Annotated in this window: 9 protein-coding genes and 3 rRNA genes; 5 read left to right on the forward strand and 7 right to left on the reverse strand. The window is 42.5% G+C overall.

Going from position 1 to position 15,486, the window contains the following annotated elements; all coding sequences use genetic code 11:
* The first annotated feature begins 69 nt into the window (after positions 1-69).
* Entirely contained in the window at positions 70-837 is a 768-nt protein-coding gene (locus tag PQO01_RS01880) for a methylenetetrahydrofolate reductase (RefSeq protein ID WP_274312347.1), read from the forward strand.
* 51 nt (positions 838-888) lie between these two features.
* Positions 889-1,668, forward strand: coding sequence for a hypothetical protein (locus PQO01_RS01885; protein ID WP_274312348.1), 780 nt, complete (start codon positions 889-891; stop codon positions 1,666-1,668).
* On the opposite strand, the gene PQO01_RS01890 is transcribed toward PQO01_RS01885, so the two are convergent.
* From PQO01_RS01890 to PQO01_RS01900, 3 genes are read right to left on the reverse strand one after another with little or no spacing between them, the layout of a single operon-like run.
* A complete protein-coding gene (locus PQO01_RS01890) occupies positions 1,665-2,651 on the reverse strand; it encodes a DUF4340 domain-containing protein (RefSeq protein ID WP_274312349.1) in 987 nt (328 codons plus the stop codon). The genes PQO01_RS01885 and PQO01_RS01890 overlap by 4 nt on opposite strands.
* Positions 2,648-5,230 carry a Gldg family protein gene (locus PQO01_RS01895; protein ID WP_274312350.1) on the reverse strand — a complete coding sequence of 861 codons (2,583 nt, stop codon included), beginning with the start codon at positions 5,228-5,230 and terminating at the stop codon, positions 2,648-2,650. The genes PQO01_RS01890 and PQO01_RS01895 overlap by 4 nt, the downstream gene beginning before the upstream one ends.
* Positions 5,227-5,952, reverse strand: a complete 726-nt coding sequence (locus tag PQO01_RS01900) for an ABC transporter ATP-binding protein (RefSeq protein WP_274312351.1) — start codon at positions 5,950-5,952, stop codon at positions 5,227-5,229. Before PQO01_RS01900 ends, PQO01_RS01895 begins: the two co-directional genes overlap by 4 nt.
* Positions 5,953-6,070: 118 nt before the next feature.
* On the opposite strand from PQO01_RS01900, the gene PQO01_RS01905 reads away from it, so the two are divergent.
* Both PQO01_RS01905 and PQO01_RS01910 read left to right on the forward strand, forming a co-directional pair.
* Positions 6,071-7,684: a fumarate hydratase gene (locus tag PQO01_RS01905; RefSeq protein WP_274312352.1), complete on the forward strand. Its 1,614-nt coding sequence runs from the start codon at positions 6,071-6,073 to the stop codon at positions 7,682-7,684.
* A gap of 165 nt (positions 7,685-7,849) precedes the next feature.
* A complete protein-coding gene (locus PQO01_RS01910) occupies positions 7,850-8,344 on the forward strand; it encodes a thioredoxin-like domain-containing protein (RefSeq protein WP_274312353.1) in 495 nt (164 codons plus the stop codon).
* A 666-nt stretch (positions 8,345-9,010) separates the two neighbouring features.
* Here PQO01_RS01910 and rrf read toward each other — a convergent pair.
* From rrf to PQO01_RS01925, 3 genes are all read right to left on the reverse strand, one after another.
* Positions 9,011-9,125, reverse strand: a 5S ribosomal RNA gene (rrf, locus tag PQO01_RS01915).
* Between the two features lie 128 nt (positions 9,126-9,253).
* A 23S ribosomal RNA gene (locus PQO01_RS01920) occupies positions 9,254-12,170 on the reverse strand.
* Positions 12,171-12,493: 323 nt separating this feature from the next.
* Positions 12,494-14,009: ribosomal RNA gene (locus tag PQO01_RS01925) — 16S ribosomal RNA — on the reverse strand.
* Together the 16S, 23S and 5S rRNA genes form the textbook arrangement of a ribosomal RNA operon.
* A 460-nt stretch (positions 14,010-14,469) precedes the next feature.
* Between PQO01_RS01925 and PQO01_RS01930 the strand changes: the two genes are divergently transcribed.
* Complete coding sequence (locus PQO01_RS01930) at positions 14,470-14,922, forward strand: dihydrofolate reductase (protein WP_274312354.1); 453 nt, start codon at positions 14,470-14,472, stop codon at positions 14,920-14,922.
* A gap of 79 nt (positions 14,923-15,001) precedes the next feature.
* On the opposite strand, the gene PQO01_RS01935 is transcribed toward PQO01_RS01930, so the two are convergent.
* Positions 15,002-15,475: a nuclear transport factor 2 family protein gene (locus PQO01_RS01935; RefSeq protein WP_274312355.1), complete on the reverse strand. Its 474-nt coding sequence runs from the start codon at positions 15,473-15,475 to the stop codon at positions 15,002-15,004.
* Positions 15,476-15,486 lie beyond the last annotated feature (11 nt).

The raw sequence follows: 15,486 nt of genomic DNA on the forward strand, positions 1-15,486 counted from the left end.
ATTTATACTTGAATAAGTCAGAAAACTCACAATATTCACATATTCGAATAAACAGATATAAAGAATCTAATGACTAAAATTTCCATTGAACTTGTTCCTCATGCGGCTGAAGAAATCACTTCAGAGCTCAAAGGAATCCAAGAAGCTTTCCCAAAAGTAAATACTGTAAACATACCAGATATTGTTAGGCTCCCCACTCGAAGCTGGGAAGCTTGTGGCTTTTGTGCCACCATGCTCGATCGCGATATCCCTCATCTACGAGCTTGTGATTTTGACCTTAATGAACCAAGCCTCATTCACGACATTATGTCTAATTATAAATTCTCAGAAGTCTTACTTGTGGGAGGCGATTTTTTTGAAGGCCGTGAACATTTCGAAACTTCTACCATTGATTTTATCAAATTTTTCAAAGCACATTACCCTGAAGTAAAAGTCTACGGTGCCATCGACCCCTACAGGACTGATTTCAACAGCGAAATGGCTTATCTTAAAGAAAAAATTGATGCTAATATTGATGGTTTTTTCACCCAACCTTTCTTTGACTTAGAGCTCCTAGCCAAATGGATTGAAGCTTTAAAAGGTCATGTTGTTTATTGGGGATTAAGTCCCGTTTTGAGTTCTAAGAGCCAAGCTTACTGGGAAAAACGCAACCTCGTGAATTTCCCCAAAGACTTTGTCCCTGAACTCGAATGGAATGCACAATTTGCAGCTGATGCCATTGAGCTCATTGATCGCTACAATTCTTGCCTCTACTTTATGCCCATTCGCATTCCCGTAGTCGACTATCTAAATGCGATCATTCCCAAAAGCTCAATTCTCGAGTCACTCTTAAAATAAAAAATGAACAAGTTTCTCTCTTTGTTCCTGTTAATGCTGGGCTCATCCTGCATGACACAAAAGCAACGAGTAGAAATTGCTCAAAATGAGCTCAATTCACTATTACGAAGTAAGGCAGCCTCACTCCGTCAAGTAATCCTAATTGATGATGCTCGCTTCACACTTATTCACGTCGCACAGACTCATTATTCGAAGCTATATCTCAATTTATTACTCGAAAAATTCACTCATTGGGAATCACTGAGCGATAAGACAGCTATCCGTAAAGAACAAGAAAAGTATTTTGATTTAATCAATCAAATTAATTCTGAACAAAAGTTAATTATTGATTTCCTCGTGACTCACAGAGATCACTATGATTGCCTCTATGTCGAGGGTCTATCTTACCCAGGAACTTACAAGAGAAAGAATCCTCTGAAGGATATTGAGAACACCCAAAATGAGGTCCAAGAAGCCCTCTCCTTTTCAAATGGTCATTTTAAGGCTCCAGAACCAGCATATTTTGCAGGGGCTTCCTTATTTTTATACCAACAACATGAAATCCCCGTGCTCGGTGTTGAGCACCAAGGTCTACTCCGTTTAACGCACCAACTTTACAATAAAGCACCCCTCCCTAAAGTCTCTCAAAACGACTTCATCATTGCTTGCCATGATGAAAGGGAAACTCAAATGCTTAAGAACATGAGCAAAAATTACGAAGCTAATAATCGTTACGATCACAGCTTAAAATTTCTTCTATGTGGATCTCTTCACGACTTCGAAAATAATATTTCTGAATGGAACAAAACCCACCCAAAGATGAAGTATAACTTATTTGTCTTGGAGCTTTAATTACTCTTCATTTGCATAAAGGGAAGCAATCGCTCGGACAGCATAAAATGCCACTCCGTAAGCGTTTGCTTAATATCATCATAGTCTTTAGAACCACTCAGATCAGCCTCAGTATTAAGGCGCATGCGACATTTAATAAACTTATCGATATGCGATACTAATTCCAATGTATAACGCCTTCCCACGTGATCCACAAATTCTAAACGCTCTCCTTCAAAATCTACTTTGGTTATGGGACGAGCTACTTCTACATCAAGGTAACGAGATTGAAAGATCTGCGACATGAAACCATGTGTTTGCTGATCCGTCATCTTAGTCAATTGAGAGGGGTATTTGAACTTAAATGGCTTATTCAACTGACTTCTACCCGCTTGCCAAATCAAGCGTTCACGACTGAAGTAGGAAACAGACAACACCCCTTGATAATCTGGCAAAAACTTGCGTAGCCAAACACGCGGATCGGCTTGCGTATTTCGCAAAATTTGTGTCGAGATAAAAACCCCATTGCTCGAGGGATCTAAGTAATAACGCCCAGCTGTTTTACCCCCTTGATTATGAGGCTTGCCAATATATAAAGTTTTTTCACTATTATCATTATAAATCAAACTCAATTCTACGGGTCTCTCACTCATATGTTTGGAGTCTTTATCTAAAGCGTAAAACTTCATATCTTGGCTGCGAGTATCTACTGTTTGCGCGACTTTCATATTCTTTAGATCTTCTAGTACATCATTAATTTGTTTTTGATCCGCAATAAAATCATGACGATTTTTCACCACCCAATCTCCATCAACTTGATGAAGTTCAGTTTTAAATGGACCTTGCTCAAGTTTAAAACTTTTGATCTCTTTAAAATCTTTAAAGACGACATCACCTGAATTAAAAGCACCACGGTTAATCTTTTCATCTTTACGCGTTAAGAAAAACAGGATGAGTAGTCCCAAGCTTATGAGTAAAACTTTATATAATTGCTTTGGTTTCATGCTGTTCTCCTTTTATAACTGACACTCAGTAAATACCTCAACAATAAAATCATCAGAACCAAAAATGGCGGTAAATAAAGGTTCCAATAAAAGACCTTTTTCTCAAAATTCTGAGCACTCGCTTTGAGCTCTGATTCAATTTCTTTGAGTCTTAGATCAGCTTTATCACGACTCTCTTTCTTTTCTGTTAAAGTTTTCTTTTCTTCAGGATTTAAAATTAATTGGCGCACCATTTTACTCTCGAGTAGGCTTACGTTGCGACTCGCTTTGGCGTGCTCCAGATCCAAGCTTTCAATCTCGTCGAGTTGAGCTTCATATTCATCAATTTGACGCTGATACACCAATCCAAAATTACGACGTTTAAAGCGACGACCTCGCAAGCCTAACAATGAACCTTCATTCAATGCCGTATCCAGTATGTTGAGAAATAACACCGTATTATCACTGATAGAAACGCGCTCACGACGACCATTAAATAAGTGTTGTATATTGGTCTGAAAACTATCGTGTAACATATCCGCATCACTAAACAAAATAACTTCTCCAGTTTTTGTTCCTTGCTTCAAATGTTTTTTAATATCTACGTCATTGGGTAAATACTTCTGAAAGGCACTTTTCATTTTGCCACTCACTCGCATTGCCAAAATTTTCGGATCGCTTTTAGCTGTAATTTTTTGAAGAACTTCACGACTTTTTAAGGCTTCCTGACGCTTAACCCCCAAGTTGTATGGGCTACTCTCCATGAGAACGTCGTACTTCAAACCTTCAACGGGGCGATAATCTAAATAGCCCGCATACGGAATGTGTAGCTTATTGACGTTCGTAAAAAATGCCTCGTCTGATTTTAAATTATCTGGCCCTAAACTCAGCATAAAGGGATTTTCTTTCCCTTTCACAGGTGTCTTTAAAGCTCTATCTGCCACGAGCTCTTCAGGCACATAACGTACGCCCCAAGCTTCAGAGAAGCCTAGTAAAGTACTCATTTGGGAAAGACGACCCTTCTGACTAGTACCTTTGTTAAATTTCCCTTCCACTAAGGAGAAATTATCGAGGAAGCACAAGATCTTACCACCTCTCATCAAGTACTGATCGAGAGCATACATACTTTCTTCCGAAAGAGTTTCTGGGTGTACTAGAATAACCATTTTTACTTTGTCGGGTATTTCTTTTACTTTGGGTGGCATCTGCAGCAGCGTATAATCTATGCGCATTTCTGTGATGATCGACCACTCTGGTTCATCTTTAATTCTGCCAGAACTAGGATCCGCTTTTAAACCCAAAACAGGCAAAGCAGACTGAAATAGCACTACGGGCTTCTCCTGCTTTTGAGCAGAGTGCAATAGACGCGTTACGTTGAGCTCCATTTGATCTTCTTCATCTGCAGTAAAAGCAGGAATCGTCATGACTTTATCTTGATAAGAAACCGCCACACCCAAATACATTACGCCTTGTTGGCCAAGTTTAATTTCTTGCAAACCATCAAAACGAGCCGAAGTCTCCCCAGGAGTCCCCGCTTGAGGATCTATCACCTCTAGCTTGAGCTTACCATTTGATTCTTCGGCATATTCACGTAAAAGATCCTCCACACGGCGAGCCAAAGCTTTTTGCTCCATACTGACTCCAGGTGTACTGCGTGAAAAGTAAAAGCGAATACGCCCTGGGCTATCCATTTGCTGAATAACTTTTATGCTTGATTCACTTAGGGTATAAAGCTTATCTTCAGATAGATCGATACGGTAAGAAACATTGCGGAAAATCAAATTCAGAATCACCACACTGACAAATACCAAGCCTATCACTAAAGCCGTAATTGGGCGATTAAATTTATGCGAAGCTTTACGGCAACGAAGGATAGCGACTGTACTTCCGAGGCCAAAAAGCATGATACTGAAGAAATAAATGAAATCCCTAAGGTCAAAGACACCACGTGCTAAGCTAGCAATATGGGGAATGATACTGAAGAAAATTAAAGTCTCGACCACTTCTTTCGGTAAGATGCTATTTAAAACCGCTTCGATACCTAGCTGCTGCATACCTGCAACCATAAAAATCAACATCAAAAGAAAACTACAAATATAGCTCGTCACTTGATTTTGTGTCAAAGATGAGCAAACACCACAGAGGGCTAAACACATCCCTCCAAGTAGCAAACTACCGCCATATCCAGCAATAATTCTTCCCGTATCAGGGTCTCCTAGGTAATATGTGGTCACAACCATCGGGAATGTCAGTAAAAGTGCTGTAGCTAAAAAAGCCCACGCAGCAATAAATTTACCAATAACCGCCTGCCAAACAGTAACGGGCATGGTCAATAAAAGCTCTAAACTTCCGACGCGATCTTCTTCCGACCACATGCGCATCCCCACTGCAGGGATAAAGAATAAGTAGAGATAGGGATGGAAGTCAAAGAGCAGTCGCATACTCGCTTCATTAAGCTTATACCAATCCGCAATCTTAAAACTAAATACGGCCGATGTGACCAAAAAAGCAATCAAAAACACATAAGCTAAAGATGAACTGAAGTATGATTTATACTCGCGTTTGCTAATTGCCTTTACTGAACGAAAAAAACTACTCACCAGTCTGCGCCTCCGTTAGGCAAAGTTAATTCACGGAAATTATCTGCCAATTTATCTCCTCGAGATTTAAAATCGTTCACACTTTCATTCGCCACTACTTCTCCTCGTCTCATCACCACCACACGGGTGCATAAGGCTTCTACTTCTTCTAAAATATGTGTTGAAATCATCACAGCTTTCTCTTTGCCAAAGCCCTCAATAATTTTGCGTATTTCAAATTTTTGATTCGGATCCATCCCGTCAGTTGGTTCATCTAAAATCAAAATTGGCGGATCGTGTAAAACTGATTGCGCAAAACAAGTACGTTGACGGTAACCCTTTGACAAAGTTCCAATATTTTGATAAGCCACTCGATCAAGGAAACACTTCTGAATAACAGCATCGACGGCAGTTTTTCTATCTGCCCCATCAATCCCTCTTAGCTCAGCAGTAAAAGCCAAAAAAGCTTTCACTGACATATCGTGATAAAGAGGTGCAGTCTCGGGTAAATAACCAATTTGTGATTTACAGTACATTTCATTGTCGACCATGTTCTTGCCACAAATTTTCACTTCACCTGAACTTGGACTTAAATAACCCGTAATCATCCTGATAGTTGTTGACTTCCCTGCTCCATTGGGACCAATAAACCCTAAGATGTCGCCTTTTTCTACCTTTAAGCTAACCTGATTCACTGCCCGTATATCACCAAAGTAGCGCACTAAATTATTAACTTCTATCATTATTGTCCTGCCTAGGTATTGTGCATTTATTTAACTCCGCTAAAATAACACCTAATAACAATTTTGAACTCATTTTGCGTACAATTTTTGCGCTTATAGCAAATAAAAAGGAAATATCATGGCAGACTTTAGCTACAGTCCCATCTTCCAGTTTGGTAAAGATGAAACCCAGTACAAATTTATCGGTAAAGAAGGTGTGAGCTCCGTAAGTTGTGGAGATCAAGAATTTCTTAAAGTTGAACCTGAAGCACTTCAAAAAATCGCTTGCGAAGCCTTCTATGATGTCAGCCATTTCTTGAGAGCGAAACACTTAGATTCGCTCTCCTCTATACTCCGTGATCCCGAAGCTTCTGAGAATGATAAGTTCGTTGCGGGTCAATTATTGAAAAATGCTGTTATTGCTGCACAAAAAGTACTGCCTTCATGCCAAGACACTGGTACAGCTATTATCATGGGCAAAAAAGGCGAGCGCGTTATCACTGGTTTTGACGATGCCGAAGCACTCTCTCGTGGTGTTCATGAAATATACACAAGAGCTAACTTGCGCTTCTCACAAGTTGCTCCACTCGATATGTATACAGAGAAAAACACAGGCACTAACCTTCCTGCACAAATTGATATTTACTCCACTCAGGGCGACGAATATAAATTCCTCATGCTCGCTAAGGGCGGTGGCTCGGCCAACAAAACTTATCTTTATCAAAAGACCAAGGCATTACTCAACGAAGATTCGATGCTCGAATTTGTCAGAACTCATATAACTGACTTAGGTACTGCGGCTTGCCCTCCTTATCACTTAGCGCTTGTCATTGGCGGCACTTCTGCGGAGATGAACCTCAAAACACTTAAACTTGCTTCTGCAGGTTACCTCGACACACTACCTACTGAAGGCGATATGACGGGTCGTGCTTTCCGCGATACTAAACTCGAAGAACAGATTCTTCAGATTTCCCGTGAATGTGGCTTAGGTGCACAATTCGGTGGTAAATATTTCTGTCATGATGTTCGCGTCATTCGCCTCCCTCGTCATGGTGCTTCTTGTCCCGTCGGCATGGGTGTTTCTTGCTCAGCTGACCGCAATATTAAAGGCAAAATCACTAAGGAAGGCATCTTCATTGAACAGCTCGAAGAGCATCCAGAGAAATATCTCCCCGACACAGCTAACAATCCAGCTGAAAAAGTTGATGTCATTGACCTCAACCTAGATGATCCTATGGCTGATAACTTAGCGAAACTCAAAGATTCCCCTGTCATGACTCGTGTTAATCTCTCCGGTACCATCATCGTGGCTCGTGACATTGCTCACGCCAAGCTTAAAGAACGCTTAGATGCCGGCGAAGATATGCCTGATTACATGAAGAAATATCCCGTCTATTATGCGGGTCCCGCAAAAACTCCCGAGGGTTTAGCTTCTGGTTCCTTCGGCCCAACAACTGCTCAGCGCATGGATCCATATGTTGCTCCTTTCCAAGCCGCAGGTGGCAGCATGATTATGTTAGCGAAAGGCAACCGCACTAAACAAGTTCGTGAAGCTTGTGGTCAATATGGTGGATTCTATCTTGGCTCAATTGGCGGACCTGCTGCTATTCTCGGTAGAGACGTCATTACTAAAGTTGAAGTTCAAGAATACGAAGAACTAGGTATGGAAGCTATCTGGAAAATCCAAGTAAAAGATTTCCCTGCTTTCGTTATTATCAATAACAAAGGTGAAGACTTCTTCGCTGGTATTTAATCAATCCTACTAATTTCTAGCTTAAAAGCCACTGAGCATCTCAGTGGCTTTTTTGTGTTTCAAAACAAGTCTTTTTCACATTTTTAATCATAAAAATATTTGGACTTTAAGCAATTCATTTCCATAGTAATACTTCAACCTCGTCAATATAAGGAAAGAGAGTTAATGAAAAAGATAGCATTAATTATGTTACTACTATGTTTCGGTGTAAACGCAAAAGACAAAACAGTTGATTACACAAAAGCTGCATCATGGAAAAGTTTAGAGAAATACCTCGTCAATGAAAAAGGACGTAAAATTAAAGGCCTCGATCTTTCAAAAAAAGATTACATCATGATCTACTTCTCGGCTAGTTGGTGCCCGCCTTGCCGAAAGTTCACTCCTGGCTTAGTTGAGTATTATAACAAACATGCTAAAACAGATAACTTTGAACTCATATTTTACACAAGTGATCGCAGCGAAAAGGCTTCAGAGAAATATATGCAAGACTATAAAATGCCTTGGCCCACAGTGAAGTTTAGTAAAATGAAGTATGTCGACTTAGATCAGTTTAGTAGCACAGGGATTCCCCACTTAGTCTTAATCGATAAAGAAGGTAAAGTCTTAGCTAAAGGTCAATCTGTTACCCTCAGAAAAATGGATGAATTAATGGGGCGTTAATTCAACTACAAATAACTCAACTAATCCGTAGTCTAAACAACTGCGGATTTTTTTATACTCATTCCTCAGTTCTTGTGCTAAGTTGGGATAAGTTTCGTACAGACCCATTGTATGTAGTACAAACTTTAGTTTGCTTACGACTTCATGCTAATTAAATCTATATTTGAATTATCTATCACACGCTAAAGAGCTTGTGTGAAAAACACTCTTTTAGGTGCAGAGCACCGATAGAGAGTAGCGTGTGGCGCAGCCACACGTTTGAAAGAAAAATATATCTAAGGTGCATCGCACCGACACAAGATATTGAATGTGTCGGACTTACAGCCCTCTATTTTAGTAGAACTCACAACATGCACCTCACGGTGCACGCTACAATTTGTCGGGCTTTCAGCCCTAATGTGAGCTGTATTTTTGTTTTTCACACAGTCTCTAAAGCGTGCACTACCTACCTCTCCGGAAGTAGAAAAATCTATCTAACAGCCTCATCCGCCCGTGTGGCAGCACAAAAAAAAGCACTGAATAATAAATTATTCAGTGCTTAAAAATGTTCCGGACTTAGCCAGATTGCTATAGGATAGTAAGTATAATAACCTACCGCCCTTACGGAAGTATTTCGCAGGCATAAAAAAAGCATCCAAACTTACGTTTGGATGCTTCGAAAAAAAAGGCTGGCAACGACCTGCTCTCCCACAGTCTTAACTGCAGTACCATCGGCGCTGGAGGTCTTAACTACCGAGTTCGGGATGGGATCGGGTGTGGCTCCTCCGCTGTGGTTACCAGCCGGAAAATGTTGGGAAGAAAACTTAGTGATGATTGAGTAGATCGCAAGACCTAACTTAGTAGAGTTAGTTACTTGTGTGCTTATTATCTTTTTTAGGTGGCATCGAGTTGATGACAACTAAAAAAGAGGTGGACAAGCCTCACGGCTGATTAGTACTGGTCAACTGAACATATTGCTATGCTTACATCTCCAGCCTATCGAACAGGTAGTCTTCCTGTAGCCTTTAGAGGATAAATCCTGGGATATCTCATCTTTAGGGGGGCTTGGCGCTTAGATGCTTTCAGCGCTTATCCTTTCGCGACTTAGCTACCCAGCAATGCACCTGGCGGTACAACTGGAACACCAGAGGTCACTCATTCCCGGTCCTCTCGTACTAGGGAATGCTCCTATCAAATATCCTACGCCCGCAGAGGATAAGGACCGAACTGTCTCACGACGTTCTGAACCCAGCTCGCGTACCACTTTAACCGGCGAACAGCCGGACCCTTGGGACCTTCTTCAGCCCCAGGATGTGATGAGCCGACATCGAGGTGCCAAACCGCACCGTCGCTATGGACGCTTGGGTGCGATAAGCCTGTTATCCCCAGAGTACCTTTTATCCGATGAGCAACGGCGATACCACTTTCCACCGCTGGATCACTAGGTCCTGCTTTCGCAACTGCTCCACCTGTCGGTGTTACAGTAAAGCCTACTTCTACCCTTACGCTCTACGTATGATTGCCGACCATACTGAGTAGACCTTCGAGCTCCTCCGTTACATTTTAGGAGGAAACCGCCCCAGTCAAACTGACCCTCTGAAACTGTCCCCCATCCGGATTCACGGACGTGGGGTTAGATGCCCAGACAGATAAGGGTGGTATTTCACTGACGACTCACAAACGCCTGACGACGCAAGTTCACAGTCTCCCACTTATGCTACACATATCTGCCCGAACAACAATATCAGATTACAGTAAAGGTTCATGGGGTCTTTCCGTCCATCTGCGGGTATCCGGCATTTTCACCGGAACTACAATTTCACCGAGATCCACGTTGAGACAGTGTCTGGATCGTTACACGATTCGTGCAGGTCGGAACTTACCCGACAAGGAATTTCGCTACCTTAGGACCGTTATAGTTACGGCCGACATTCACCAGGGCTTCATTTCGAAGCTTTGCCCGAAGGCTAACCTCTCCATTTGACCTTTTGGCATTGGTCACGTGTCACACCCTATACTTCCTCTTTCGAGTTTGCAGAGTGCTATGTTTTTGCTAAACAGTCGCCCAGACCTCTTAACTGCGACCCCCCTGAGGGGGCACCCCTTCTCCCGAAGTTACGGGGCTAATTTGCCGAGTTCCTTAACGTGGTTTCTCTCGCGCACCTTAGTCTACTCGACCTTCCTACCTGTGTCGGTTTTAGTACGGATAACTAAGCTTCAAACGCTTAGAAGCTTTTCTTGGCAGCATGGTTCCATGTTAGACGGTTCCACCCGAGGGTTTCTTCGCCCCATCACAGTTGGTTCTTATGTAAAGCGGATTTTCCTACTCTACGAATTGCCTGCTTGGTATGACTAATCCATCAGTCATTAACATTTTCCTTCCGCGTCCCTTCATCACTAAACTTAGCTAGTACAGGAATATTAACCTGTTGTCCATCGACTACGCCGTTGGGCCTCGCCTTAGGGTCCGACTAACCCTGGGGGGACGAACCTTGCCCAGGAAACCTTCGGATTTCGGTGACCAGGATTCTCACCTGGTTTTTCGTTACTTATGTCTGCATTCTCACTTCTATGCGGTCCACCTGTTGTTTCCATCAAGCTTCACTCCTGCATAGAACGCTCTCCTACCCCCAGCAAGCTGGGTCGCGTCTTCGGCAATGGGCTTTAGTCCCGATTATTTTCGGCGCAGAATCACTCGATCAGTGAGCTATTACGCACTCTTTAAATGGTGGCTGCCTCTAAGCCAACATCCTGATTGTCCAAGCAACTCCACATCCTTAATTCCACTTAGCCCATCTTGGGGGCCTTAGACGGCGATCTGGGCTGTTTCCCTTTTGTCTATGCGGCTTGTCCCACATAGACTGACTCCTGAGCTCATAAATTTACGGTATTCGGAGTTTGATATTTGTTGGTACCCCGGTAAGGGCCCGCGAAAAATCAGTAGCTCTACCCCCGTAAAGAAGCACTCAAGGCTAGCCCTAAAGCTATTTCGGAGAGAACCAGCTATCACTGAGTTTGATTGGCCTTTCACCCCTATCCACAAGTCATCCAAGCGTTTTTCAGCACGCAATGGTTCGGTCCTCCACCCGATGTTACTCGGGCTTCAACCTGCTCATGGATAGATCACTCAGTTTCGGGTCTACTGCATACGACTTAAATCGCACTATTCGTACTCGCTTTCGCTTCGGCTCCGTTTAATAACTTAACCTTGCCGTATACAGTAAGTCGCAGACTCATTATGCAAAAGGCATGCGGTACATCATATAAAGATGACCCACACTTTGTAGATGTATGATTTCAGGTTCTATTTCACTCCCCTTACGGGGTTCTTTTCGCCTTTCCCTCACGGTACTGGTTCACTATCGGTCACTAACGAGTATTTAGCCTTGGAAGGTGGCCCTCCCTGATTCAGACCGGGTTTCACGTGTCCGGCCCTACTTGGGATACCCGCTATATATTAAAGAAATTTCATCTACGGGACTATCACCCTCTGTGGTTCGATTTTCCAAACGATTCTACTATTTCTTCAATACAATGTTGCAGGTCCCGCAACCCCTAAAAGCATGCTTTTAGGTTTAGGCTCTTGCGCGTTCGCTCGCCGCTACTAGCGCAATCTCGGTTGATTTCTTTTCCTCTAGGTACTGAGATGTTTCACTTCCCTAGGTTCGCCTCCCTGACCTATTTATTCAGTCAGGGATAACTGGACATAACTCCAGCTGGGTTTCCCCATTCGGATACCCCCGGATCAAAGCTTTTTTGCAGCTCCCCGAGGATTTTCGCAGCTTAACGCGTCCTTCATCGCCTGTTAGTGCCAAGGCATCCATCATACACCCTTACTAGCTTGTCCACCAAAAATATTAAAAATAATATCTTCAGCGACACACCTAATTCTTACTAAGTCTTTCTTTGTCTTGTATTCTTTTGGTTTGCGATCTTGGTATAAATTGTTTTTTGGTTTGTTCTTTCAATTATAAATAATTAAAAGACCTCAATTATACTTTGACTCTTTCATTCTATTGTTTTCTTCCTTTCAAAGATCTTATATCGAAGTGGCGTTCTCGCCGCTTGATATTTGAATTATACGATAGTAACGGGGTAATAAGTCTTGTAAAAAAGTACTCTAATCAAGAAGTAAATCTTGAGTCGAGGTTAGTCTTTTTCATTCCTTAAAAAGGAGGTGATCCAGCCGCTGGTTCCCCAACGGCTACCTTGTTACGACTTCATCCCAGTCACTAAGCCCACCTTCGGCGTCTGCCTCCTGCAAGCAGGTTGGCGCAACGACTTCGGGTGAACTCAGCTCCCATGATGTGACGGGCGGTGTGTACAAGGCCCGGGAACGTATTCAATGAGCCGTAGCTGATGCCCATTTACTAGCGATTCCATCTTCATGGAGTCGAGTTGCAGACTCCAATCCGTACTGAGACCGGTTTTGGGGATTCGCTTCCTATCACTAGGTCGCTGCCCTTTGTACCGGCCATTGTAGCACGTGTGCAGCCCCGGGTGTAAGGGCCATACTGACTTGACGTCGTCCACACCTTCCTCCCGCTTAACACGGGCAGTCTCCTTAAGGTTCTCAGCATTACCTGTTAGCAAGTAAGGATATGGGTTGCGCTCGTTGCCGGACTTAACCGAACACTTCACAGCACGAGCTGACGACAGCCATGCAGCACCTGTTTTTGCGCCCCGAAGGGAATTCGACTTTCACCGAACGTCGCTCAATGTCAAACCCGGGTAAGGTTCTTCGCGTTGCCTCGAATTAAGCCACATGCTCCACCGCTTGTGCGGGCCCCCGTCAATTCCTTTGAGTTTTAGTCTTGCGACCGTACTTCCCAGGCGGTACACTTATCGCGTTAGCTTAGACACTGATCCGACTAACCAGACCAACATCGAGTGTACAACGTTTACTGCTAAGACTACAAGGGTATCTAATCCTTTTCGCTACCTTAGCCTTCGTCCATGAGTGTCAGTATTGTGCCAGTAAGCTGCCTTCGCCTTTGGTCTTCCTTGTGATATCTACGCATTCCACCGCTACACCACAAATTCCGCTTACCTCTCACATACTCTAGTCTACCAGTTTCAAATGCAGGTTCAGTGTTAAGCACTGAAATTTCACATCTGACTTAGTAAACCACCTGCGGACCCTTTACGCCCAGTAATTCCGAATAATGCTCGCCACCTACGTATTACCGCGGCTGCTGGCACGTAGTTAGCCGTGGCTTCCTCTGGGGGTACCATCATCGTTTTTCCCCCCTGACAGATCTTTACAACCCGAAGGCCGTCTTCGATCACGCGGCATTGCTCCGTCACGCTTTCGCGCATTGCGGAAGATTCTCGACTGCAGCCTCCCGCAGGAGTCTGGGCAGTGTCTCAGTCCCAGTGTGGGTGATCGTCCTCTCAGACCACCTAGCCGTCATAGCCTTGGTAAGCTTTTACCTTACCAACTAGCATAATGGCACGCGAACTCATCCCTAAGCGTAACCTTTAAATATTAGATCATGCGATCTTATATTCACATCCGGTTTTAGCAGTCGTTTCCAACTGTTGTTCCAAACTTAGGGGCAGATTATTCACGCGTTACTCACCCTTTCGCCACTTTCCATTCACCGAAGTGAATTTCTCGTTCAACTTGCATGCCTAATCCATGCCGCCAGCATTCATTCTGAGCCAGGATCAAACTCTCCAATCAATTGATTGTGTTTGTATCCGACTTAATTACTTAAAATATTTCTATTGAGTTTTCTCTCGAAAAAATTAACTCTTAAATCATAAATGATTTAGGAGCCCGTTACTATCATATAATTCAACTATCAAACATCTTCTTTTTCTTGCTCGTAAAGCGCGCTTTCGGCTTCGTTTTGTCCCCGTCGTTTCTGACGAGGCCCTTAGGTTATCCCCAGTTCTTTTTTCCGCAAACCGCTTTTGAATCTTTTCTTAACTTTTTCTTGATTTTACAGCGTCAGCAACAAGCCTACTTAGAGCCTTTTGTTGATTAGCAATAACTTAGGGAGATTAGAAGTTTTTCATTTTTTTACTTAAGTTTCGCTAGTCCTACTTAGTTTCTCTCAAGCTAAGCTCATTTCACTATAGATTTGATTATCCTGAGCTCTAAAATATATTCAAAATCTAACTAAAAGGGAAGAGTCATCATGCTATCTATCATTAGCGCCATGGATAAAAATCGCCTTATCGGCACTGGCCAAGGTTTGCCTTGGAATATAAAAGAAGAGTATCAGCGCTATTTAGCCACGGTAAAAGGGCATCCCATTATTGTCGGTCGTAAAACTTTTGAATTGTCCGGCAAAGATCTACAGGAAGAGAAAGTCTTTATCTTGTCTACAAGCCAAACTGGTGACAATTACTTCTCTAATATAGAAGAGGCCATAAAAGCTTGTGGTGATGATGATATTTTTGTCACTGGTGGCGCCGAAGTTTATAAGCTAGCGATGCCTTTTGCTGACACCCTATATATAAGTGTCATTAAAGGTGAATATGAAGGCTGTATTTATTTCCCCGAAATTGATCCAAATACCTGGACTATTATTCAGCATGAAGAATGTCCAGAATATGATTATTATATCTACAAGAAGCTTGGTAACTAAGGATTATTACTAATATAGCACCTAAACTCTAGGCCCATTATATTACAATCATTACTATAAAACTTACATTACCTTTAAACTAAAGGCCTAAATCTGATAAACTGGGATGATCAATGGGTCTTGGCCCTAATTCCCAAAAAAACTTACGTTCGGACTCACTAATGACCAGATCATTTATACTGGCAAACCTAGTTTTCATTTGACCATTGCTATCAAACTCCCAGTTTTCATTGCCATATGATCTGAACCATTGTTTATTGATATCATGCCATTCATAGGCGAATCTTACTGCTATTCTATTTTCTGAGTAGGCCCAAATCTCTTTAATCAACCTGTACTGTAACTCAGTTTGCCATTTCTTTTCTAGAAATGCAACTATTTCGTCTCGACCATTAATAAATTCGGATCTATTTCTCCACATGCTATCTTTGGTATATGCCATTGCAATACTTGCTGCTTGTTTAGTATTCCAAGCATTTTCTGCCATACGTACTTTCGCTACTGGAGCTTCTTCGTTAAATGGTGGAAATGGAGGTTTTGATTCATTCATCATTAGAACTCTTT

The sequence above is a fragment of the Lentisphaera marina genome (assembly GCF_028745505.1).
In the GTDB taxonomy this organism is placed as follows: domain Bacteria; phylum Verrucomicrobiota; class Lentisphaeria; order Lentisphaerales; family Lentisphaeraceae; genus Lentisphaera; species Lentisphaera marina.

What these genes read in the sequence shown, in the direction of transcription:
- PQO01_RS01880 (WP_274312347.1), top strand. Translation starts at nt 70, where the DNA reads ATGACTAAAATTTCCATTGAACTTGTTCCTCATGCGGCTGAAGAAATC.
- PQO01_RS01885 (WP_274312348.1), top strand. Translation starts at nt 889, where the DNA reads ATGACACAAAAGCAACGAGTAGAAATTGCTCAAAATGAGCTCAATTCA.
- PQO01_RS01890 (WP_274312349.1), bottom strand. Translation starts at nt 2,651, where the DNA reads ATGAAACCAAAGCAATTATATAAAGTTTTACTCATAAGCTTGGGACTA.
- PQO01_RS01900 (WP_274312351.1), bottom strand. Translation starts at nt 5,952, where the DNA reads ATGATAGAAGTTAATAATTTAGTGCGCTACTTTGGTGATATACGGGCA.
- PQO01_RS01905 (WP_274312352.1), top strand. Translation starts at nt 6,071, where the DNA reads ATGGCAGACTTTAGCTACAGTCCCATCTTCCAGTTTGGTAAAGATGAA.
- PQO01_RS01910 (WP_274312353.1), top strand. Translation starts at nt 7,850, where the DNA reads ATGAAAAAGATAGCATTAATTATGTTACTACTATGTTTCGGTGTAAAC.
- PQO01_RS01930 (WP_274312354.1), top strand. Translation starts at nt 14,470, where the DNA reads ATGCTATCTATCATTAGCGCCATGGATAAAAATCGCCTTATCGGCACT.
- PQO01_RS01935 (WP_274312355.1), bottom strand. Translation starts at nt 15,475, where the DNA reads ATGATGAATGAATCAAAACCTCCATTTCCACCATTTAACGAAGAAGCT.